The 19073-nt window shown below is 71.4% G+C and carries 19 protein-coding genes; 9 read left to right on the forward strand and 10 right to left on the reverse strand.

Annotation, left to right across the window (positions count from 1 at the left end):
• Positions 1–18: 18 nt before the first annotated feature.
• On the reverse strand, positions 19–372 hold the full coding sequence (locus HNR20_RS28260; RefSeq protein ID WP_184186018.1) for an ArsR/SmtB family transcription factor: 354 nt from the start codon (positions 370–372) through the stop codon (positions 19–21).
• A gap of 105 nt (positions 373–477) precedes the next feature.
• Here HNR20_RS28260 and HNR20_RS28265 point away from each other — a divergent pair, with 105 nt between their 5' ends.
• Both HNR20_RS28265 and HNR20_RS28270 read left to right on the forward strand, forming a co-directional pair.
• Positions 478–975, forward strand: coding sequence for a GNAT family N-acetyltransferase (locus HNR20_RS28265; RefSeq protein WP_184186020.1), 498 nt, complete (start codon positions 478–480; stop codon positions 973–975).
• Positions 976–1020: 45 nt separating this feature from the next.
• Positions 1021–2304 carry an FAD-dependent oxidoreductase gene (locus tag HNR20_RS28270; protein ID WP_184186022.1) on the forward strand — a complete coding sequence of 428 codons (1284 nt, stop codon included), beginning with the start codon at positions 1021–1023 and terminating at the stop codon, positions 2302–2304.
• 50 nt (positions 2305–2354) lie between these two features.
• Here the strand turns inward: HNR20_RS28270 and HNR20_RS28275 are convergent, their stop codons facing one another.
• The 6 genes from HNR20_RS28275 to HNR20_RS28300 form a co-directional block, all read right to left on the reverse strand.
• Positions 2355–2708 (reverse strand): TraR/DksA family transcriptional regulator, encoded by a 354-nt coding sequence (locus HNR20_RS28275; RefSeq protein WP_184186024.1) that lies wholly within the window; start codon positions 2706–2708, stop codon positions 2355–2357.
• 22 nt (positions 2709–2730) lie between these two features.
• Entirely contained in the window at positions 2731–3948 is a 1218-nt protein-coding gene (locus HNR20_RS28280) for a ferritin-like domain-containing protein (protein ID WP_184186026.1), read from the reverse strand.
• Positions 3945–4790, reverse strand: coding sequence for a phosphate/phosphite/phosphonate ABC transporter substrate-binding protein (locus HNR20_RS28285; RefSeq protein WP_184186028.1), 846 nt, complete (start codon positions 4788–4790; stop codon positions 3945–3947). The genes HNR20_RS28280 and HNR20_RS28285 overlap by 4 nt, the downstream gene beginning before the upstream one ends.
• Positions 4790–5959 carry an acyl-CoA dehydrogenase family protein gene (locus HNR20_RS28290; protein WP_184186031.1) on the reverse strand — a complete coding sequence of 390 codons (1170 nt, stop codon included), beginning with the start codon at positions 5957–5959 and terminating at the stop codon, positions 4790–4792. The genes HNR20_RS28285 and HNR20_RS28290 overlap by 1 nt, the downstream gene beginning before the upstream one ends.
• Before the next feature lie 12 nt (positions 5960–5971).
• Entirely contained in the window at positions 5972–6985 is a 1014-nt protein-coding gene (locus tag HNR20_RS28295) for an ion transporter (protein WP_184186034.1), read from the reverse strand.
• A gap of 88 nt (positions 6986–7073) precedes the next feature.
• Positions 7074–7910, reverse strand: a complete 837-nt coding sequence (locus HNR20_RS28300) for an alpha/beta fold hydrolase (RefSeq protein WP_184186037.1) — start codon at positions 7908–7910, stop codon at positions 7074–7076.
• 62 nt (positions 7911–7972) lie between these two features.
• On the opposite strand from HNR20_RS28300, the gene HNR20_RS28305 reads away from it, so the two are divergent.
• Positions 7973–8671: a TetR/AcrR family transcriptional regulator gene (locus tag HNR20_RS28305; protein WP_184186041.1), complete on the forward strand. Its 699-nt coding sequence runs from the start codon at positions 7973–7975 to the stop codon at positions 8669–8671.
• Positions 8672–8814: 143 nt separating this feature from the next.
• The gene (locus HNR20_RS28310) at positions 8815–9174 is read left to right on the forward strand and encodes a hypothetical protein (RefSeq protein ID WP_184186043.1); all 360 of its coding nucleotides are present in this window, start codon (positions 8815–8817) and stop codon (positions 9172–9174) included.
• 83 nt (positions 9175–9257) lie between these two features.
• On the opposite strand, the gene HNR20_RS28315 is transcribed toward HNR20_RS28310, so the two are convergent.
• Positions 9258–10115 (reverse strand): SDR family oxidoreductase, encoded by an 858-nt coding sequence (locus HNR20_RS28315; protein WP_184186046.1) that lies wholly within the window; start codon positions 10113–10115, stop codon positions 9258–9260.
• A 97-nt stretch (positions 10116–10212) separates the two neighbouring features.
• On the opposite strand from HNR20_RS28315, the gene HNR20_RS28320 reads away from it, so the two are divergent.
• Positions 10213–10608, forward strand: a complete 396-nt coding sequence (locus HNR20_RS28320; protein WP_184189177.1) for a winged helix-turn-helix transcriptional regulator — start codon at positions 10213–10215, stop codon at positions 10606–10608.
• Positions 10609–10729: 121 nt separating this feature from the next.
• Here the strand turns inward: HNR20_RS28320 and HNR20_RS32805 are convergent, their stop codons facing one another.
• Positions 10730–11557, reverse strand: coding sequence for a helix-turn-helix transcriptional regulator (locus HNR20_RS32805; protein ID WP_184186049.1), 828 nt, complete (start codon positions 11555–11557; stop codon positions 10730–10732).
• A 565-nt stretch (positions 11558–12122) separates the two neighbouring features.
• Between HNR20_RS32805 and HNR20_RS32510 the strand changes: the two genes are divergently transcribed.
• The 3 genes from HNR20_RS32510 (at position 12123) to HNR20_RS28340 (ending at position 16596) form a co-directional block, all read left to right on the forward strand.
• Entirely contained in the window at positions 12123–12785 is a 663-nt protein-coding gene (locus HNR20_RS32510; protein WP_229687266.1) for a hypothetical protein, read from the forward strand.
• Positions 12786–12903: 118 nt separating this feature from the next.
• Complete coding sequence (locus tag HNR20_RS28335; protein ID WP_184186052.1) at positions 12904–14895, forward strand: Xaa-Pro dipeptidyl-peptidase; 1992 nt, start codon at positions 12904–12906, stop codon at positions 14893–14895.
• A gap of 192 nt (positions 14896–15087) precedes the next feature.
• A complete protein-coding gene (locus HNR20_RS28340) occupies positions 15088–16596 on the forward strand; it encodes a CehA/McbA family metallohydrolase domain-containing protein (protein ID WP_184186055.1) in 1509 nt (502 codons plus the stop codon).
• A gap of 110 nt (positions 16597–16706) precedes the next feature.
• On the opposite strand, the gene HNR20_RS28345 is transcribed toward HNR20_RS28340, so the two are convergent.
• Positions 16707–17312: a MarR family winged helix-turn-helix transcriptional regulator gene (locus HNR20_RS28345; RefSeq protein ID WP_184186058.1), complete on the reverse strand. Its 606-nt coding sequence runs from the start codon at positions 17310–17312 to the stop codon at positions 16707–16709.
• Between the two features lie 114 nt (positions 17313–17426).
• Here HNR20_RS28345 and HNR20_RS28350 point away from each other — a divergent pair, with 114 nt between their 5' ends.
• The gene (locus HNR20_RS28350; RefSeq protein ID WP_184186061.1) at positions 17427–19022 is read left to right on the forward strand and encodes an LLM class flavin-dependent oxidoreductase; all 1596 of its coding nucleotides are present in this window, start codon (positions 17427–17429) and stop codon (positions 19020–19022) included.
• Positions 19023–19073 lie beyond the last annotated feature (51 nt).

Below are 19073 nucleotides of genomic sequence, written 5' to 3' on the forward strand. Positions count from 1 at the left end.
GGTGCGTGGGGGTGAAGCTCAGGCGTCGGGTGCCGGTGCGGCCGTGAGCAGTGCGGCGAGCTGGCGCAGGATGGCCGGCCGGGCGCGGTAGTAGACCCAGGTGCCTCGGCGCTCGGCGTCGACGAGCCCCGCTTCACGCAGCGTCCTGAGGTGGTGCGAGATGGTCGGGCCGGTCAGGTCGAACGCGGGGGTCAGATCGCAGACGCAGATCTCCCCGCTCTCGGCGGAGGCGATCATCGACATCAGTTGCAGCCGCACCGGGTCGCCGAGGGCCTTGAACGCGGGCGCGAGCACCGTGGCGGCCTCGGCCGGCATGCGCCGCTCGGTCAGCGAGGGGCAGCAGGACACGTCCGGCGGCGATTGATTAGACATTTCTCTAGGTTGACACCTATCTAATCAGTGTGCAACTGTCTGATTCGACAGACGTCAAGACAGGCGGCGTCGCGTACCTGCGTCCTGCGGAAACGGAGCCTGCTGATGGCCGACCACACCGTGCGCCCGATGGGCGCCGCCGACGCCGAGCGGGTCCTGGAGATCTACCAGGCCGGTCTGGACGCCGGCAATGCCAGCTTCGAGATCACCGCGCCAACCTGGGCGGCGTTCGACGCGGCGCGGCTGAGCGCGCACCGCTTCGTGGCTGCCGACCGCGACGGCAGCGTCCTCGGCTGGATCGCCGTCTCGCCGACCTCGACCCGCGCGGTGTACGCCGGTGTGGTCGAACACTCCGTCTACGTGGACCCGGCCGCCCAGGGTCGTGGCGTCGCCCGGTTGCTGCTCGACGCGCTGATCGCCTCGACCGAGGCGGCCGGCATCTGGACGATCCAGTCCGGGATCTTCCCGGAGAACACCGCCAGCCTGACGCTGCACCAACGGGCCGGGTTCCGCGTCATCGGCGTACGCGAGCGGGTCGGTCGCCACCACGACCGGTGGCGCGACGTAGTCCTGCTGGAACGCCGCAGCCCCAACCTCACCTGACGAGGCCCGCCCGGCAGGCGGACCACCACATCGAGGAGTCACCGGATGAACGCCCTGGACACCCTTCCCGTCGTGATCATCGGCGCCGGCCCGACCGGTCTCGCCGCGGCCGCGCACCTGCACGAGCGCGGCCTGACCTTCACCGTCCTCGAAGCCGGCGACACCCCGGGCGCCGCTGTCCGCCAGTGGGGGCACGTGCGCGTCTTCTCACCGTGGCGTTTCAACATCGACCCGGCCGCCCGTCGGCTCCTCGACGACGCCGGCTGGGTGGCCCCCGACCCGGAGGGCCTGCCGACCGGCGCGGAGCTGGTTGGCGACTACCTCCAACCCCTCGCGGAGCTGCCGCAGCTCAAGCCGCACGTGCGGTACGGGGCGCGCGTCGAGGCGATCAGCCGCCTCGGCCTCGACCGGCTGCGCACCGCCGGACGCGACACCGCACCCTTCCTGCTCCGCCTCGCCGACGGCGACGAACTGTTCGCCCGAGCCGTCATCGACGCCTCCGGCACCTGGCGTACGCCGAACGTCCTCGGTGCCTCCGGCCTGCCCGCGCGGGGTGAGGCGGACGCGACGGCGTACCTGGAGCACGCGCTGCCGGACGTGCTCGGTGTCGACCGGGACCGGTTCGACGGCCGGCACACCCTGGTCGTGGGCGCCGGCCACTCGGCCGCGAACACGCTGCTGTCCCTGGCGGAACTGGCTGGATCCACACCGGGTACCGAGGTGACCTGGGCGATCCGGACAGCCTCGCCGGCGCGTACCTACGGCGGCGCGGACGCCGACACTCTGCCCGCCCGCGGCGCCCTGGGCGCGCGGCTGCGTGCGCACGTCGACGCCGGACGGATCCGGCTGCTCACCGGGTTCGCCGTGCATACCCTCGCCCCGGTCGACGGCCGGGTACGCGTCGTCGTGCGGCACGCCAACGGCACCGACGAGTCGATCACCGTCGACCGGATCGTCGCTGCCACCGGCTTCCGCCCCGACCATTCCATCGCCGCCGAGCTGCGTCTGGACCTGGACCCGGTCCTGGGCGCCACCCGCGCTCTGGCCCCGCTGATCGACCCCAACGAGCACTCCTGTGGCACCGTTGCGCCGCACGGCGTGGACGAACTCGCCCACCCGGAGACCGGCTACTACGCCGTCGGCATGAAGGCCTATGGTCGGGCGCCGACGTTCCTCATGGCCACCGGCTACGAGCAGGTCCGCTCCGTCGTCGCCGCCCTCGCCGGGGAATGGGTGGCCGCTCGTGACGTCCAACTCGACCTGCCCGCGACCGGCGTCTGCAACAGCAACCCGGCCGGCGATCAGCTTGGCGGCTGTTGCACCAGCTGATCACCGACCACGACGACGGTCCCCGTCCCCGGCCCGGTCGGCGGGCGCCGTCACCGTCGGCTGGCGCAGGCGACGCACGTACGCGCCGACGGGCGGGCGACGAGTCGCTCGGTGGGAATCGGACGGGAGCACCGCTCGCACACGCCGTAGCTGCCGTCGTCGACCCGTCGCAACGCGACGTCCAGCTCGGCCAGGCGTTGGCGGGCCGCGTCCAGGACGGCGGTGAGCTGTGCGCGTTCGAAGGCGATCGTGCTGCCCTCGGGGTCGTGTTCGTCATCGGCGTTGGACGACCGGGATGCCTCGAAGAGGCTCCGTAGGTCGCCGTCGAGGGCGGTGGCCTGAGTCTCGGTCTGCTCGCGCAGCCGCAGCAGCTCCTGGCGGATCGCGCTGGAATCCCGGTTCATGGCCGTTCCACCGTACAGCTCCCTACATGAAGTTGCGGGTGTGCAGGGCGGAGAGCGCGGCGGCCTCGTCGGGGCGGAAACCCAGCCGTACCAGTCGGCGTTGGCGGCCCTGATCCATCGCGTGTTGCAGAGCCTGCACCCGGTCGAAGCCGGTGGACACGTCGTCGGGATGCCAGCCACCCGCCGCGAGCACCACCAGCGCGTCGAAGACGTCCGCGTTGAGGCCCGCGGTGTCGGCGAGCGCGTCGTGGCGGCGGTGGATCGCCGCCCGCAGCCGATCCCGCAGCCGCGGGTCGAGCTGCGCCTGATGCTCCAGGTGCGCCATGCCGAACACCACGTGCCGGCGCTCGTCCTGCATGGCGAGCCAACAGACTCGGCGGGTCACCGGGTCCGGGGCATTCTGGTGCAGGAACGACAGCAGATCGACGAAGCTGCCCTCGCCGAGCACGGAGAGCAGGAACGAGGCCAGCGCGAAGTCGGACTCCGCGACGAGCGTGAAGAGCGACTGCCGGCCGCCGGCCGACGACGTGCCCAGCTCGGCGCCCCGCAGCAGCGCACGCCGGTTGAACACCTCCATGTGCCGCGCCTCGTCGGCCATCTGCACGGCGAGAAGCTGCACCACCTCACGGAAGTGCGGGTGGATGCGCCCCACGAACCGGGCCGGTACGACGAGCGCGGCCTGCTCGTTCTCGACCAGGTAGGTCATCACCTGCACCACCGCGGCCTCGACATCGGCCGGCAGCGCGAACGGATCGTCCCACGGCACCGCGGTCTGCGGATCCCACTGTCGTGCGGCCGCCTGGGCGTACAGGTGCGGGGCGACGTCGGCCCACACCAGGTCGCGGTCGTCCAGGTCGAACCGGGCCTCGGGACCACCGGCTTCGAGCAGCGCCCCCCGGGCGCCGAGCCCCCACCGCGCCGGTGGGCGGCTGCTGAGTGCCGACGGAAGGGCGGGCCCGGCCCGCTCCGCGCCGAACCAGCGGTCGTCATCCGCCGTACCCCGGACGACGACGGCCACCAGGTCGCTCCGGTCGCCCAGGTCCGGCCATTCGACCCGATGCCCCCGGCCACGACACCAGGCGGGCAGGTGCACGGGCAGCGCCGGGTCACGCCCGGAGACCGCCACCCGGCCTCCGGGCGGCAGCCCGGCCAGAGCGCGCTGTACGAGTAGATGCGCTCCCCGGCCGAAGCCCAGGTCGCCGAGGTGGACCTCGACGTCGGCGGCCGGGGCCGTGCTCACGGCCGATAGTCCGTGGCCGTCACCCGCCCGTCAGGCGAGAAGAACCCGGCGGCGTCGACCGCCCTGGCGAGAAGGTCGTACCCCGAGGTGCGGCCGTCCTTCCAGGCCGTCAGCCCCTCCAGGTCGAGCAGCGGGCGCACCTGCGGATCGGCGTACGACATGCCGAGCAGCAGCGTCCCGAAGAGCTGGACCCCGGCGGACTCCGGCTCCCGGACCGTCATGTTGCAGTGGTCGTACCGGGCGGTCTGCGCGATGATCCGGGTGCCCTCGGGTGGCAGCGTGCCCTCCTGGACGAACGCCAGGTGGTTGGCATCGATCATGCAGGCGGCGTCCACCTCACCGGCCACCAGGGCGCGGGCCGCGTCCCGCTCGCCGCCGATGTGGTCGCCGTGCAGGCCGACACCGACGTCGAACCGCCGCACGTCGACCTCGACTCCGGCGGCGTCGAGGTGACCCAGCGGAATCAGCGTCGCCTGTGGACTGTCGACCGCGCCGACGGCGACCACCATCCCCGCGAGGTCCGCGACCTGCCGCACCGGCGAGTCGGCGCGGACCACCACGATCGAGGTGAGGTCCTGGTCGGTGTCGCGCATCGTGAGCGCGCGGACGGCCGTGCCGTTGGCAGCCGCCAGCCGCTCGGCCCGTAGCCAGGCCAGGGGCGAGTTCCACGCGGCGTCGATCCGCCCGGCGACAAGATCCTCGACCTGTCGCTCGTAGTGCGAGTAGAGGACGAAGTCGAAGTCCAGGCCTCGCCCGCGCAGCCAGGCGCGGAAGCCCTCCCAGATGGTCACCACCTTGGGGTCGTACGCGACTGCGCCCATCAGGACGGTTGGCGCCGACATCAGCGATTGGCCTCGTCGAGCAGCGGCAGCCCGGTGGCGACCCGGCCGACGAAGTCGTGCAGGGCGTCGGTGGTCGGCGCCATCACCCGAGCGGCGCGCGAGTCGCGGAAACGGCGCTCAAGGCCCAGCTCCTTGCGGAACGCGCTGCCACCGCAGAGCTGCATCGCGCCATCGGTGACGTCGGCGGCCGTCTCGCCGGCGAGCGCCTTGACCTGCAGCACCCGCAACATCGCGTCGTCGCGGCCCGTCTCCAGCGCGGTGAGGGTGTCGCCCAGGAAGGCGCGCAGCGCGTCGGTGCGGATCATCAGGCGGGCGAGGTCGCGTCGGGTGACCGGCGCGTCGCGAAGGGCGGCCCCGGTGTGCGTGAGCGTCGTCCCGGTGAGGTGCCGGTTGGCCTCGGCGACCGCGCTGTCGGCGAGACCGAGACAGAACGCGCCGTTGAGCACCAGGAACCAGGGGAGGACCGCGCCGAGCGCGGTGTCGAGCCCGGCGCCGTCGTCCGCGAGCATTGCCGCCGACGGGACCCGGATCCCCTCGCCGGTCATCGGCCGGGAGCCGTTGCCACGCAGGCCGAGCCCGTCGAAGTCACCGGTCACGCTCAGACCGGCGCTGCCGGCCGGCACGTGCCACAGCGTCATCGGACCGGCGTCGCCGGACAGCGGGAGGCTCGACCAGACGTAGCTGTCGGCCTCGCCGGCCGAGGTGACCCAGCTCTTGCGGGCGTCGAGGCGGACGCTGCCGTCGTCGGCGGCGCTCGCGGTGCCGGTCGGCGACCAGAAGTGGCTGCGCGAGCCGTACTCGGAGAAGGCCAGCGTGGTGAGATGACCGCCGGTGGCGATGGCCGTGCGGACCTCGCGCGGGCCGTGGGCCTCGATGACGGCGGTCGCCGCGTAGTGCATGAGCACCACCATCGCCGTGGACCCACACTCGGCGGCCAGCCGCTCGATGACCTCGGCGACCGCCCGCATGCCCTGGCCGCCGCCGCCGACCTCGGTCGAGGAGGCCAGGCCGAGCAGGCCAGCCGCGGCGAGGGCGTCGACACCCTGGCGAGGGAAGGCACCCTCCCGGTCGACGATCGCGGCCTGCGGGCGGATCACATCGTCGATGACCGTGCCGAGCCTGTCGGCGGGATCGGTGTCGGATTGGGCAGTGTCGACACTGGTCGTCATGCCGGTGTCCCTTCAGCCAGACTGGGTGGGACCGCCGTCGACACTATCCGAATTGGAGGACGCCACGCGAGCGTCGGATAACCGTCTGGTACGGGCGCCGTCCCGGTGGGGCCGTCCGTGCCCGTCGTCCCGGTCGATCCGCAGCTCCCGCTCCAACTCGGCGATGACCGCGCGCAGGTCGTCCAGCCGCTGGGTGAGCGCGATGCGGTCCACCTCGTCCGGTACGCCGTCGCCGTCCTCGTCGTAGTCGGGAGCCAGTCTCTCGGTCATCTCCAACCGACGTGCCTCCTCCATCGAGTTGACGATGACCGCGATGAGGATGTTGAGCAGCAGGTTGACGGTGACGATCACGTAGCTGACGTAGTAGAGCAGCGTCCACGGCGAGATCTCCATGCCCTGCTCGATGAGGTCCGGCAGCGTCTCCAGCGACAGCAGCACGAACAACGTCAGCAGGGATCGGCCGATGTCGCCGTACTGTTCCGGATACCGGCTGCCGAAGATCAGCCAGCCGGCCATGCCGTACACGTAGAGCGTCACCACCGCCAGGGCGAGGAAACCGGTGACGCCCGGCAGGCTGCGCCACAGCGCGGAGACGATGGTCCGCAGGCCCGGCGAGAACCGCACCAACCGCACCATGCGGGCGACCCGTACGACGCGGAGTAGCGCTGGGTCGCCGTGCAGGCCCGGTATGAAGATCGCCGCGATCACCACGAAGTCGAAGACGTTCCAGCCGTGCCGGAAGAAGTCCTGCGGACGCTTGCCGTAGGCCGCCAGCCGGACGCCGATCTCGACGACGAAGACGGCCCGGAAGAACAGCTCCAGCCAGTGCAGTGCCGTGCCCGCCCGGATCAGGCCGTCGTACGTCTCCAGGCCGAGGACGACGCCGTTGGCGAGGATCACCACGACGATGACGACCTCGAACGGGCGCGACCCGGCGAACCGGGCGCAGCGGTCAGCCCAACCGGATCGGTGCCGCGCGGGCGGCGCCGGCCCACCTCGCTGGGCGGGCACGGGGGCGGCGGGCATGTCCGCCAGCCTAGCCAAGATCAATGATCGTGGGCGCCCGCGCGATCCGCTCAGGCGTGGCTGAATCGTTCAGGCGTGGCGGGAACGCTCAGGCGTGGCTGGTCCGCTCCGGCGTCACCGGGGCGGCGAAGAAGTCGGCGAGCGGCTCGACCATTCTGGGGTACGCCCGGTTGATGGCGTCATGGCCACTGCGCGGAATCGTCAAGGTCCGGGCTCGCGGCAGCGCGCGGGCCAACGCCGCGTTCAGATCGAGGTAGTAGGGCGGGCCGTCGGCACCACAGGTCAGCAGCACCTCGGCGGTCACCCCGGCCCACTGGCTGGCTGGGCCGTCGTGCGCCTGGATCAGCGCCGACTCGTCCAGCGTCATCGGCAGCAGTTCGCCCATCGTCCGGCCGATCCGGGTGCGCATGAACGCGCGGATGATCGCGATCTGTACGCCGAGCGGAAGCTTCCCCGCCGCCATCTGCGGGTTGATCCCGGCGGACGTGATGGCGAGGGCCCGGGCGATGTCACCGGCCCGCAGTGCTGCTTGGGCGGGTGCGAGCCACGCCGACGGAAATCCGCCGTCGACGCAGACCGCGGCGTCGTAGAGGGCGAGCCGGTCGATCGGCAGCCGGAGCGCGGCCTTGAGCGCGATGAACCCGCCGGAGCTGTGGCCGATGACGTTGTCGGATCCGGTGTGTTCCAGCACCACGGCGAGGTCGTCGATGTCCTGCTCGAAGGTGTAGGGCAACGACCTGGGTGGTGCGTCGGCCCGTCCCCGCCGGTTGTAGAGGTGCACGGTGAACCGGTCGGCGAGCGCCGTCGCCAGTCGGCGGTAGACGTCGATGGTGACCCCGCCACCGTGCACCACGACGATGCCGGGCCCGTGCCCCGTGGAGTGCAGCACGATGCTCGCGCCGTCCCGTGCGCTGATCCGCTCCATGATCGTCCACCCTTCCGCGACGACAACAACCGCGAACGACGTTTGCAGTTTACAGTAGATCAGTGAGCGACGCACCCACGAGGGCCGGCGACGGCGACTCCGCTCGGCAGCCGATCTGGAGCAGGCCCGAACGCGGCAGCCGTGGCCCTGCTCCGACGCACAGTCGGGACGCCATAGTCGTGGCCGCCATCGCCCTGGCGGACAGCGAAGGGCTTGCCGCGGTGTCGATGCGCGCTGTCGCCGGCGCGCTCGGCACCGGCGCCGGATCCCTCTACCGCTACCTTTCGTCGCGCGACGATCTTCTGGACCTGATGACCGATCGGGTCGTGGGGGAGTTGCGGCCGTATCCCGAGGCCGAGGGAGGCTGGCTGGACTCGATGCTGCTGCTGGGCCGCCGGCAGTTGGCGCTGCACCGTGCGCACCCGTGGCTGATCGAGGTGATTCACCGGACGTCCGGCATCGGCCCCGAGAGCCTGGCCTGGTTCGACAACTGCATTCGGATCCTGGAACCTGTGCCCGCCGCTGTCACCGCCAAGTTCGAGGCGATCGCGATGATGAACGGCGTGGTGACCCTCTTCGCCCGCAGCGAGGCCGCCTCCGGGGCGTTCAGCTTCGCCGGCGCCGACCTCGCGGCGTACCCGCACCTGGTCGCGGCGTTCAGCCAGCCCCCCGCGCCAGCGCCCCGAACGGACCTCTTCGGGCGGACCATGCGCAGTCTGTTGGCCGGTCTGCTGCTCGCCGAGCCGTCCGAAGCGGGCTGACGGGACCGGCGCCCAGGTGGTGTCGGCTGTTCCGTCCTCTGGCGCGGCCCCGGCTGGTCTAGGTTTTCGATGGTGAGCGGGACCGGCCGGTGGGCGTCGATGAGCGACGAGATGGTCGCGGGTGAGCTGGTGAGAGGTGCGCGATGTCAGATTCTGATCTTGCCGGCCTGCGGGAACGGGCCGCTGACGGTGACCGGGACGCGGTCGACCAACTCGTCGAGCTCGCCGGCGAACGGGGTGACCTGGCGGAGCTACGCCAGCTCGCGGAGGACGGCAACGCCGACGCGGCGGCCCAGCTGGTCGAGCTCGCCACCGAGCTTGGCGACATGAACGAGCTGCGGCGTCTCGCCGACCGGGGTGACCGGGACGCGGCCGATCAGCTCGTCGAGTTGGCGGCGGAACGGGCCGACGTGGGCGAGCTTCGACGGCTCGCCGACGGGGGCAACCGGGACGCGGCCGACGTGTTGGCCGAGCTCACCGAAGAGGACGACGAGGGGGAGTAGTCGCGTGCCACGGCCGACCGCCGGGCGGGCGACGGGACGTGGATCCCGCTGCCCACCCGGTGTCAGCGTGGTCGATGGCCGGGTCAGGCCTGCGCGGCCCGGATGGCATCGCGTAGCGGGGTGCTCGGCCGGCCGATCAGCCGGCTCAGGTCGTCGCTGTCGGTCTCCAGCTCACCGATGGCGATCGAGTGGTCGAGCGCGGCGACGAACCCGGCGGTGCCCGCGTCGAGCCCGACGCCCTGCAACGCCGAGGCCAGCTCCGCGGCGGACAGGTCCTGGTGGACGACCGTGGTGCCGGTCACCTCCGTGACCGCATCGGCCAACTCGTCGAAGGTGAACGCGGTGCCGCCCAGTTCGTAGACGGAGTTGCCGTCCTCCTCGCGGGTCAGCGCCACCGCGGCGGCCCGAGCGTAGTCGGCCCGGGTCGCCGCGGAGACCTTGCTGCCCCCGGTGGCACCGAGGATCGTGCCGGACGTCAGGTACTGCGGCAGCTGGTCGGTGTAGTTCTCGGTGTACCAGCTGTTGCGCAGCACGGTGTAGGCCAACCCCGACGTGGCGAGGACTTCCTCGGTGGCCTTGTGCTCCGGAGCGAGCGGGTTCGTGGTGGTGTCGGCGTTCAGGATGCTGGTGTAGATCAGGCGCTCGACCCCGGCGAGCTTGGCCGCGTCGATGACCGCGGTGTGCTGCGCGACGCGCTGACCGGGAGTGTCGCCGGAGATGAGCAGCAGCCGGCGTACGCCGGCCACGGCGCCGGGCAGCGTCGAAGGGTCGTCGTAGGTGGCCTTGCGGATCTCGACCCCGCGCGCGGCCAGGGCGGCGGCCTTCTCCGGGCTGCGGACGATGGCGGCGATGTCGGCGGCGGGTACGCCGGTGTCGAGCAGTTGCTCGATCACCAGGCGACCGAGCCGGCCGGTGGCGCCGGTAACGGCATAGGTGGGCATGGAACCTCCGATAGTGCAGTGGCATATCTGCAGGCACTTACGAATCTACAGCACCGGCTGGCAGGTAACTGTGGGGTAGGCTGGTGAGGTGAGCGACATGCCGTCCCAGCACCCGGCGGGGCCTACCCAGGAACTCGTCAGCGATGTCTTCGCACGGGGCTGCACCTCCCGCGCCGCCTTCGAGGACGTCACCTCGAAGTGGGCCTCGCTCGCCCTGCTGGCGCTCGGTGAGGGCCGCTACCGGTTCAACGCGCTGCGTCGCCGCATCGACGGGGTCAGCGAGCGAATGCTCTCCCAGACCCTGCAGACCCTCGAACGCGACGGGATGCTCACCCGAGAGGTGCTCACCGCGATCCCACCGCGCGTCGAATACTCGCTGACCCCCCTCGGCGCCCGGGTCGCCGAGCAGTTGCGCGGCCTCGCCGACCTGCTGGAGGCCTCAGTGCCCGAGTTGCAGACCGCCCGCGACAGCCACGAGCGCGACCGGGCCTAGCGCCTCCGGCGCGAGCTGCGGCGTCAGAGCGGGGCGAGTGCTTTGGCGATGTTCCACTCGGCGAGGTCCAGCTTCCATTGCCGGTTGGGGAAATCCGAGGCGTGCGCCACGCGCGAGGCCCTCAGGCGTGCAGCGTCTCGCGCGGCGGCACGCCGTAGCTGGCGTGGTACCGGGCGGTGAACCTGCTGTGGCTGGCGAACCCCCACCGGCTGGCGATCGCCGAGACAGTCTCCTGGCGGGGGTCGGCCCGCACCAGGTCGTGGTGTGCCCGAGCGAGCCGGATCCGACGCAGGTACGCCATCGGGGTGGTGCCGCGATGACGGCGGAACGCGAGTTGCACCGCCCGCAGGGAGACGCCGGCGGCACCGGCGATGTCGGCCGCGCTGATGTCCCGGTCGGCGTGTTCCTCCATGAAGGTGATCGCTCGTCGCAAGGTGGCGGTGCTGGCGTCGTGTCGGTCCGCGGCGGTCGGCTCGGTGAACGCGGTGTTGGGAAAGACCGCGAGCGCCGCCGCCGCGAGCATCCGCGCCGCGTTGCCGATCACCAGCGGTTGCGCGCTGGCGGCCGGGCTGTTCAGCACGACGTCGCTGACGAAGTTGGTGGTGTGGCGCCACTGCCGGGCGAGGCGCGCGTCGGCCGGACCCAGGTCGGTGAATTCGATCCGACCGGGCCGCCGGGTCGGCGCGGTGGTTGCCACCTGCTCCAGCACCGACAGGTCCAGCACGGAGATCTCCACCTCGCCGGGCAGCCATCGTGCGCTGCACGGCTCACCGGGCTTCGTGACGAGGTAGACATCGCCGGGGCCGAACCGGCTGACCGATGCGCCGCAGGTGCGCTCGATTCGGGCGGTGCGGGTGTGTGTGATGACCAGCCCGCCGAGTTGGCTCGCTCCCATGTCGAGTTGCCCGGTGTGGCGGACGGTCGCCATGGCGAAGGGCCCCGTTTCCACGCTGTGATGGGTGAACCGGTATTTGTTCCTGCTGTGGATGCGCAGTTTCGGGTCATACGCTGTGGACAGGAACCCGTGGATGGCTACCGGGTCCCAACTGTCGAAGTGTCTGGTCTGCACTGTTGATGACGTCATCCGCTGTCTCCGTCCGGTGAAGGTGCCGCCGGGTGGGTGGAACGGGACCGGTGGCGAGATCGGGACGTGCCGGGGTGCTCGGCGGTGACCCGGCAGATTGCTCGCCGGCGGTGTGGTGCGGTGGAACGTCGCGAGCGGGACGGCAGCGACCGGTCGAAGTGGCGTCGTATCTGGCCTGATCGTTCAAGGGGCCACGTACGCAATATCTGTCGATGGGAATGTCACCATACGACAACCATCGGTGGGGCGTCCTGCGAATCGCAGTGATGTGTCGGTAGGTCGACTTCGCTTTCCGACTAGCGAGTCGGCTGGTTCTGCGCCTGCTGTCCTAGCCACCCTCGCGGTCGACAGCGAAATCTTATTCACGATCTCCCGGGGCCGGAGGGCGACCGGGCCGCCGCCGGGTGACTGGCCTAGGGAGGGGTGAACCTTGGACAGTAGCGATCCTGACCGCATCGTTCGACTGGCCGTGGCAGAGGCGCTGGCCCGGGTGGCGGACGAGGACAGCCTGGGGCTGGGCGAGGGCGACGCGTTGGAGAGGCTCGGGGCCGGTCTGCGTGAGGTGCTGCGGCGCGCACTCGACGACCGGGTGCCTCTGACCACACCGGACTTCGTCGACCAGTGCCGTGACCTCGGCCTGAACCGGGAGGCGTTCGACCTGCTGGGGCACTACCTGATGACCGCGTTGCTGGCCCACCACGTCGGGCCGGACGCTCTGATTCGCGTGGGCGTGCTCCTCGGCACCGTCGGACGTTACCTGCCCTGTGCCCGCCCGGTCCCGCATCGCAACGGACGCCCCGTGCCGCAGCGGCGCGACGTGCGCGCGGACAACAGCGTCGTCGGCCGCTACCGCCGCGCGAAGCTACCCGAGCACCTTCCCAACGCGCCAAGTTGGACCTGCACCGGATGTGGGCGCGAGTGGCCCTGCGCCACCAAGCAGAGTCAACTGCTCGCCGAGTTCGGCGGTGCGCGCGCCGCTCTCGCGGTCTATCTGGGGTCCTGCCTCGTCGCCGCCGCCCAGGACCTGCCCACGCTGCCGCTGCCCCGGGCCCGGAACCGATTCCTGGGTTGGCTGCCCCGCGCCCGGATCTGACCAGGCCGCCGGGCCGCCCCGCCGTAGGCTCGTTGGCCGGCATCGGGATCGGCACTAGGCAAGAGGGACATCGATGCGATGGAATGTGATCCACACGTCGCGCCCTGGGAGGACACCCATGACGTCTGCTCCGTCGTCCGTCGGCATCCGCGCACGAGTCGCCAGCGTCCTGGTCGGCATCCTGGTGGCGGCGCTACCCGCAGCCCCGGTCGCCGCCTCTCCCGTGTCCGTGGCCCAGGCCGAGTCGGCGACACGCCACCGCCCCGTTCCGCCGCACGTCGTGGGCGACCACACGGTCCCTGCCTACTCCTACGCCGACGCGATCAGGGAGAGCGTCTGGGTCGAGACCCGCGCCGACAGCGATGGCGACGGCGTACGAGACCGGGTGGCCGTGGACCTCGTCCGGCCCCGGGAGGCCGCCGCCGCGGGGGTCCGTGTGCCGGTCATCATGGACGCCTCGCCCTACTACCTCTGCTGTGGTCGGGGCAACGAGAGCGAGCTCAAGACGTACGACGCGGCCGGCGTGATCGCCAAGGCGCCGCTCTTCTACGACAACTACTTCGTCCCCCGCGGGTACGCCTTCGCCGCCGTGGACCTCGCCGGCACCGCCCGCTCGACCGGCTGCGAGGACGTCGGCGGCCCGGCCGAGGTGGGCAGCGCCAAGGCGGTTATCGACTGGCTCAACGGGCGGGCTCGCGCCTTCACCGCCGACGGCCGGCCGGTGAGCGCTGCCTGGAGCACCGGGCGGGTCGGCATGATCGGCAAGTCGTGGGATGGCTCGGTCGCCAACGGGGTCGCCGCCACCGGTGTGCCGGGGTTGGCCACGATCGTGCCGATCTCGGCAATCTCCAGCTGGTACGACTACATGCGTTACCAGGGTGTCCTTCGTTCCACCGACTATCCCGGCTACCTGCACTCGTACGTCAATGGCCGCGGCGACGAGGCCTGCGCGGACGTGCTGGCCCGGCTCCGCGCGGACAGCGCCGAGGAGACCGGCGACTACAACAGGTTCTGGGCGCAGCGCGACTACCGGCCCTCGGCCGACCGGGTCCGGGCCAGCGTGTTCGTGGCGCACGGCCTCAACGACCTGAACGTCACCACCAACCAGTTCGCCGGCTGGTGGCAGGAGCTGGCCGACGAGGGCGTGCCCCGCAAGCTCTGGCTCTACCAGGCCGGCCACGAGGACCCGTTCGACGTTCGGCGCGCCGAGTGGGTCGCCGCCCTGCACCGCTGGTTCGACTACTGGTTGCAGGGTCTGCGCAACGGGGTGATGGACGAGCCGCGGGTCGACCTGGAGACCGCTCCGGGTACCTGGACGACGCAGCGGGACTGGCCGGCCCCCGGCACCCGGGACGTCCGGATCGCCCTCGGCGACGGCGACGGCGTGACCGGCACCCTCGGCGGTCGCGGCGCGCGGCCGGGCCAGGAGCGTGCGTACGTCGACGAGTCACTGACCGAGGCCGAGTTGGTCGCCGAGCCGAGCACGGCGACCGGCGGCCGGTTGGTCTTCCTGTCCGGCGCGCTGACCACCGCGCTGCGGATTTCCGGCAGCCCTTCGGTGCGGCTGCGGATCCGGGTGGATCGGCCCACCACCGAGCTGACCGCCCGGCTGGTCGACTACGGCACCGCCGAGCGACTCCGGTACGGCAGCTCGGAAGGGGTGCGGACGCTGGACACCGAGTCCTGCTGGGGAGCCTCCACCGACGTCGACGATGCCTGCTACCGGGACACCGAGGAGATCACCGAGGTCTCCGACCACGCGGTGCTGACCCGGGGTTGGCGCGACGCCGCACACCACCGCTCGCTGCGCTTCAGCACCCCGTTGCTACCGGATCGGTGGTACTCCGTGACGGTGCCGCTGAACGCCTACGACGCGGTGCTGCCCGCCGGGCACGTGCTCGGCCTGGTGCTCGGTCAAAGTGACCCGGAGTTCACCGAGACCGACGACCAGGACGCCACGGTCCGGGTCGACCTGGGCCGCAGTGAGCTGATCCTTCCGGTCACCGGCCGCGCCGGCCTGCCAGCGGTCGATGTCGCACCGCCGGTGGTCACCGCGCCCGCCGACCCGTCGGCCGCCCGGACGGCCCGCGACATCCGGCCGGTGCCCTGACCGGCCGAGCTCGGTCCCGATCGGACACTCCGCGCGGTCGAGGTGTGACCCGCTGCTGCCCCGTCCAGGTCTTTCGGCCGGGCGGGGCAGGGTGTTCATCGCGGGCACGAACCTCGTACGACGGCTGTTCACCACCTTCTCCAAGGCTTCTCGATCGAAAGAGCATTCGCTTGATCGAGGAGAGGCTCTCACGTGAGCGACAAGCAACCCGAAGAGACCGAGCGCGCGCAGCTGTCACGGCGCAAGCTGGTCAAGTACGCGGGCGTCGGCGCGACGCTGGCCGCGGCCAGCCCGCTGGTCGGCGCCGGCGCGGCCTGGGCCGACGAGGACCGTCGGCCGGGTGACGACACGAGCGACCGGGGCAGCTCCAAGAACCGCGTGTGGCGCGCTGGTGACCACCACGTCCACTCCGAGTACAGCGGTGAGTTCGACACCACGAAGTCCCCGATTGTCTTCCACAAGGGCGCGGACGCGGTCTACCCGATCGTCACCAACGCCATCATGGCAAAGAACTTCGGTCTGACCTGGGCCATGTGCACCGACCACGGTGGACCGACCCACTCGAAGGTGAACATCGAGCAGGCCTACCCCGACCTGCTGCGGTCGCGCAAGCTGGTCCCCGAGGTGCTGCAGTTCTGGGGTATGGAGTTCGACGCGCCGTCGCTGGACCACCACACTCTGATGATTCCGCGTCACGACGACGAGGCGAAGCAGCTCTTCGAGCTGGAGAGCCGGTTCGCCAAGTACGACGCGTTCCCCACCGACCCGGCCCGGGACACCGAGGCGAAGATGGTGGAGTTCCTCAAGGTCGCCCGCAACATGCCGCACAAGCCGCTGGTGATCGCTCACCACGCGTCGCGCTCGGCGCCCGGCCTCGGCGTCTACGGCCAGGACACTCCGCGCGAGTTCCGCAACGGCAACAACGCGGCGCCGGACGTCTACATCGGCTTCGAGGGTGCCCCGGGCCACCAGGCCGGCCCGCTCAACGGTGGCGCGCGGGGTGGGTACGGCAACCACCCCACCTACGGCGGCTTCGACCAGATGACCGCGCGGGTCGGCGGGTTGTGGGATTCGCTGCTCGGCGAGGGCCGGCGCTGGTGGATCACCGCGACCTCGGACTCGCACGTGCACTGGACCCGCGGTGGCTCCGACTTCTGGCCGGGTGAGTACAGCAAGACGTACGTGCACGCCCGCCAGGACTACGGCGACATCATGGACGGTCTGCGCAACGGTCGGATCTTCGTCACCACCGGTGACCTGATCCGCAACCTCGACGTCACCGCCAAGTCCCAGGGCAAGACCGCCAACGTGGGCGAGACCGTCACGGTCAGCCGCCGCAGCCGTACCGATGTCGAGATCGAGATCAAGTTCCGGCCGTTGGGCGGCGTGAACGGCAACGGCGACCGCCCCGAGGTCCGCCGGGTCGACCTGATCGTCGGCCAGATCACCGGCCCGAGCGCCAACCTGGACGCCGACACCAACCCCACCACCAAGGTGGTGGCCCGGTTCGGCCCGCGTGACTGGCGTCGGCAGGGCGAGGACTACGTCATCCGGCACACCCTGCGCAACGTCGAGGCCGACACCTACGCGCGGGTGCGGGGCACCAGCACCGACGAGGCGGAGCCCCTCGCGGACGGGCTGGAGAGCCCGTGGGACGACCTGTGGTTCTACTCGAACCCGGTGTTCGTGCACGTGCGCTGATCCGACGCGACAGCGGCACAGCGGGTCCGTCCGGCACCACTCGACGCATGTCGGGCGGAGCCGGGCGGGCCCGCGTCGCGTTTCTCCCGCGTCGCGACCGCTCCCGGAGGTCAGTCGGTGCTGCGGCGGCGGCCGGCTCGGGGGGTGGCGGTGCGCCTGCCCCGTACGGCCGCGGCACCGGTCCGGCTCGCAGCGGGCGCCGTCGGTGCCGGGTTCGGCTGCACCTGCGCCACCACCTCGCAGAGGTCACGCAGCGGGTCTGCCGCCTGGGCCGAGCAGGCGACCCGCTGGAGCAGTGCCCGCAGCGTCGCCGACTCGGTTGACGTGAGCGCCCCCAGCAGGTGTGACTCGACCTGCCGCAGCGCCAGGCGCCGTTGCTCCCAGGCGGCGCGGCCGACGTCGGTGACGTCGACCAGCCGGTTGCGCCGGTCGGCCGGGTCCGCCCGACGGGCGACGAACCCGGGCCGCTCCAGGTCGTCGATCAGGTACGTGAGGACGGTGCGGTCGATGCCGAGCTCCTCGGCGATCGCACCCTGGTTTCGGGCTGGCCCGTTGACCGCCGCGGTGAGCACCTGGTAGCCGCGTGGACCGCCGGGGAAGTCGGTGAGCGCGTGCTCGGCCGCCCGGACGTAGCCACGAAAGACGATCCCGAGCATCCAGCCCAGGTCGTCGTCGAGCGGATCGGGCCGGTCCGGCCGTTGAGTGGCATCCGTCATGCCCCGACAATAGCGCAGTGACGCAGACCTTGTTGGCAGAAGATGTTCTGTATGGCATAAGGTTGAGGTCATGACGCATCGTCCGAGGCGTCGCGTGAAACGGGAGGCTCGCACATGAGCGACTACGGCCACGACCTGGTCTTCGGATCGTTCGTCACCCCCAGCGGTGGCGATCCGGACCGCACGGTCGGCGTCGCCGTCCTCGCCGAGCAGGTCGGCCTGGACCTGGTCACCTTCCAGGACCACCCGTACCAGCCGGCATTCCTCGACACCTGGACGCTGCTGAGCTTCGTCGCAGCCCGGACCAGCCGCGTGCACGTGGCGGCGAACGTGACGAACCTGCCCCTGCGTCCGCCGGCGGTGCTCGCCCGCAGCGTGGCCAGCCTGGACCTGCTCAGCGGCGGCCGAGTCAGCCTCGGCCTCGGCGCGGGAGCGTTCTGGGAGGCCATCGAGGCGATGGGCGGCCGGCGGTTGACCCCCGGGCAGGGCGTACGAGCGCTGGAGGAGGCCATCGAGGTCATCCGTCAGCTCTGGGACGCCGAGGCGCGCGGCGGAGTGCGGGTCGACGGCGAGTTCTACCGGGTGCTGGGCGCCAAGCGCGGGCCGGCTCCGGCACACGCGGTGCCGATCTGGCTGGGCGCGTACAAGCCTCGGATGCTCCAGCTCACCGGTCGCCGGGCCGACGGCTGGCTGCCCTCGCTGGGTTACCTCCAGCCGGGTGACCTGGCCAAGGGCAACGCGATCATCGACGATGCCGCGCAGCAGGCCGGCCGAGCCCCGCAGGACGTGCGTCGGCTCCTCAACATCAACGGCACGTTCTCGGCCGGTGGGCGGGGCACACTCAACGGGCCGGCCGAGCAGTGGGTGCAGGAGCTGGCCGAGCTGGCGTTGGGCGAGGGCGTCAGCGCCTTCATCCTCGCCAGCGACGACCCCGACGACCTGCGCCGGTTCGCCGGCGAGGTCGCCCCCGCAGTGCGTGAGCTGGTCACGGCCGAGCGCGACCGCGGCGCGGAGCCGGCGCGTACGCCGGAGCGGGCACCGGAGCCGGAGCGGGCACCGGAGCCGAAGGCCGCCCCGCCGGTGCGGCCGAGCCGCGCAACCGTGACTGGCGGCGCCTTCGCTGTGGTGCCCACCCCCGACGATGGCGTGCGGCGCAGCGACCAGCAGGTCTGGGACGAGTCGACCCGGCCCACCGGGCCGGTCCCCGATCCGAACCGCACCTACACCCCGCACGAGCAGGCCACCGGTGCGCACCTGGTGCAGATTCACGACGGACTGCGCGCCGAGCTGGCCCAGATCCACGATCTGATCGAGCAGGTGGCGGCCGGCGAGATCGACGCCGGTGCGGCCCGGTCCCACATCAACACGATGACGATGCGACAGAACCGGTGGACGCTCGGCGTCTACTGCGAGTCGTACTGCCGCATCGTCACTACCCACCACACGATCGAGGACCAGTCGTTCTTCCCCCGGCTGCGGGCGCGTGACCCCCGACTCGGTCCGGTCGTCGACCGGCTCGAGCAGGAACACCACGTCATCCACGACGTGCTGGAGGGTGTCGACCGGGCCCTGGTCGCCTACGTCGGATCCCCGGACGGCCTCGCCGAGCTGCGGGCGGCGGTGGACCTGCTGACCGACGCGCTGCTGTCGCACCTCAGCTATGAGGAGCGTGAGCTGGTCGAGCCGCTGGCCCGGCTCGGCATCGCCTGATCAGCACGGTGCCGCGGCGCGGTCGGGGGTTGCCGACCGAGACGTGAGAGA

Origin of the sequence: Micromonospora parathelypteridis (assembly GCF_014201145.1) — a bacterium.
Classification (GTDB): domain Bacteria; phylum Actinomycetota; class Actinomycetes; order Mycobacteriales; family Micromonosporaceae; genus Micromonospora; species Micromonospora parathelypteridis.

Bases quoted from the DNA above. Each gene is read 5' to 3' on its own strand.
- HNR20_RS28260 (WP_184186018.1), bottom strand. From the start codon at position 372: ATGTCTAATCAATCGCCGCCGGACGTGTCCTGCTGCCCCTCGCTGACC.
- HNR20_RS28265 (WP_184186020.1), top strand. From the start codon at position 478: ATGGCCGACCACACCGTGCGCCCGATGGGCGCCGCCGACGCCGAGCGG.
- HNR20_RS28270 (WP_184186022.1), top strand. From the start codon at position 1,021: ATGAACGCCCTGGACACCCTTCCCGTCGTGATCATCGGCGCCGGCCCG.
- HNR20_RS28275 (WP_184186024.1), bottom strand. From the start codon at position 2,708: ATGAACCGGGATTCCAGCGCGATCCGCCAGGAGCTGCTGCGGCTGCGC.
- HNR20_RS28285 (WP_184186028.1), bottom strand. From the start codon at position 4,790: ATGTCGGCGCCAACCGTCCTGATGGGCGCAGTCGCGTACGACCCCAAG.
- HNR20_RS28290 (WP_184186031.1), bottom strand. From the start codon at position 5,959: ATGACGACCAGTGTCGACACTGCCCAATCCGACACCGATCCCGCCGAC.
- HNR20_RS28295 (WP_184186034.1), bottom strand. From the start codon at position 6,985: ATGCCCGCCGCCCCCGTGCCCGCCCAGCGAGGTGGGCCGGCGCCGCCC.
- HNR20_RS28300 (WP_184186037.1), bottom strand. From the start codon at position 7,910: ATGGAGCGGATCAGCGCACGGGACGGCGCGAGCATCGTGCTGCACTCC.
- HNR20_RS28310 (WP_184186043.1), top strand. From the start codon at position 8,815: ATGTCAGATTCTGATCTTGCCGGCCTGCGGGAACGGGCCGCTGACGGT.
- HNR20_RS28315 (WP_184186046.1), bottom strand. From the start codon at position 10,115: ATGCCCACCTATGCCGTTACCGGCGCCACCGGCCGGCTCGGTCGCCTG.
- HNR20_RS28320 (WP_184189177.1), top strand. From the start codon at position 10,213: ATGCCGTCCCAGCACCCGGCGGGGCCTACCCAGGAACTCGTCAGCGAT.
- HNR20_RS28335 (WP_184186052.1), top strand. From the start codon at position 12,904: ATGACGTCTGCTCCGTCGTCCGTCGGCATCCGCGCACGAGTCGCCAGC.
- HNR20_RS28345 (WP_184186058.1), bottom strand. From the start codon at position 17,312: ATGACGGATGCCACTCAACGGCCGGACCGGCCCGATCCGCTCGACGAC.
- HNR20_RS28350 (WP_184186061.1), top strand. From the start codon at position 17,427: ATGAGCGACTACGGCCACGACCTGGTCTTCGGATCGTTCGTCACCCCC.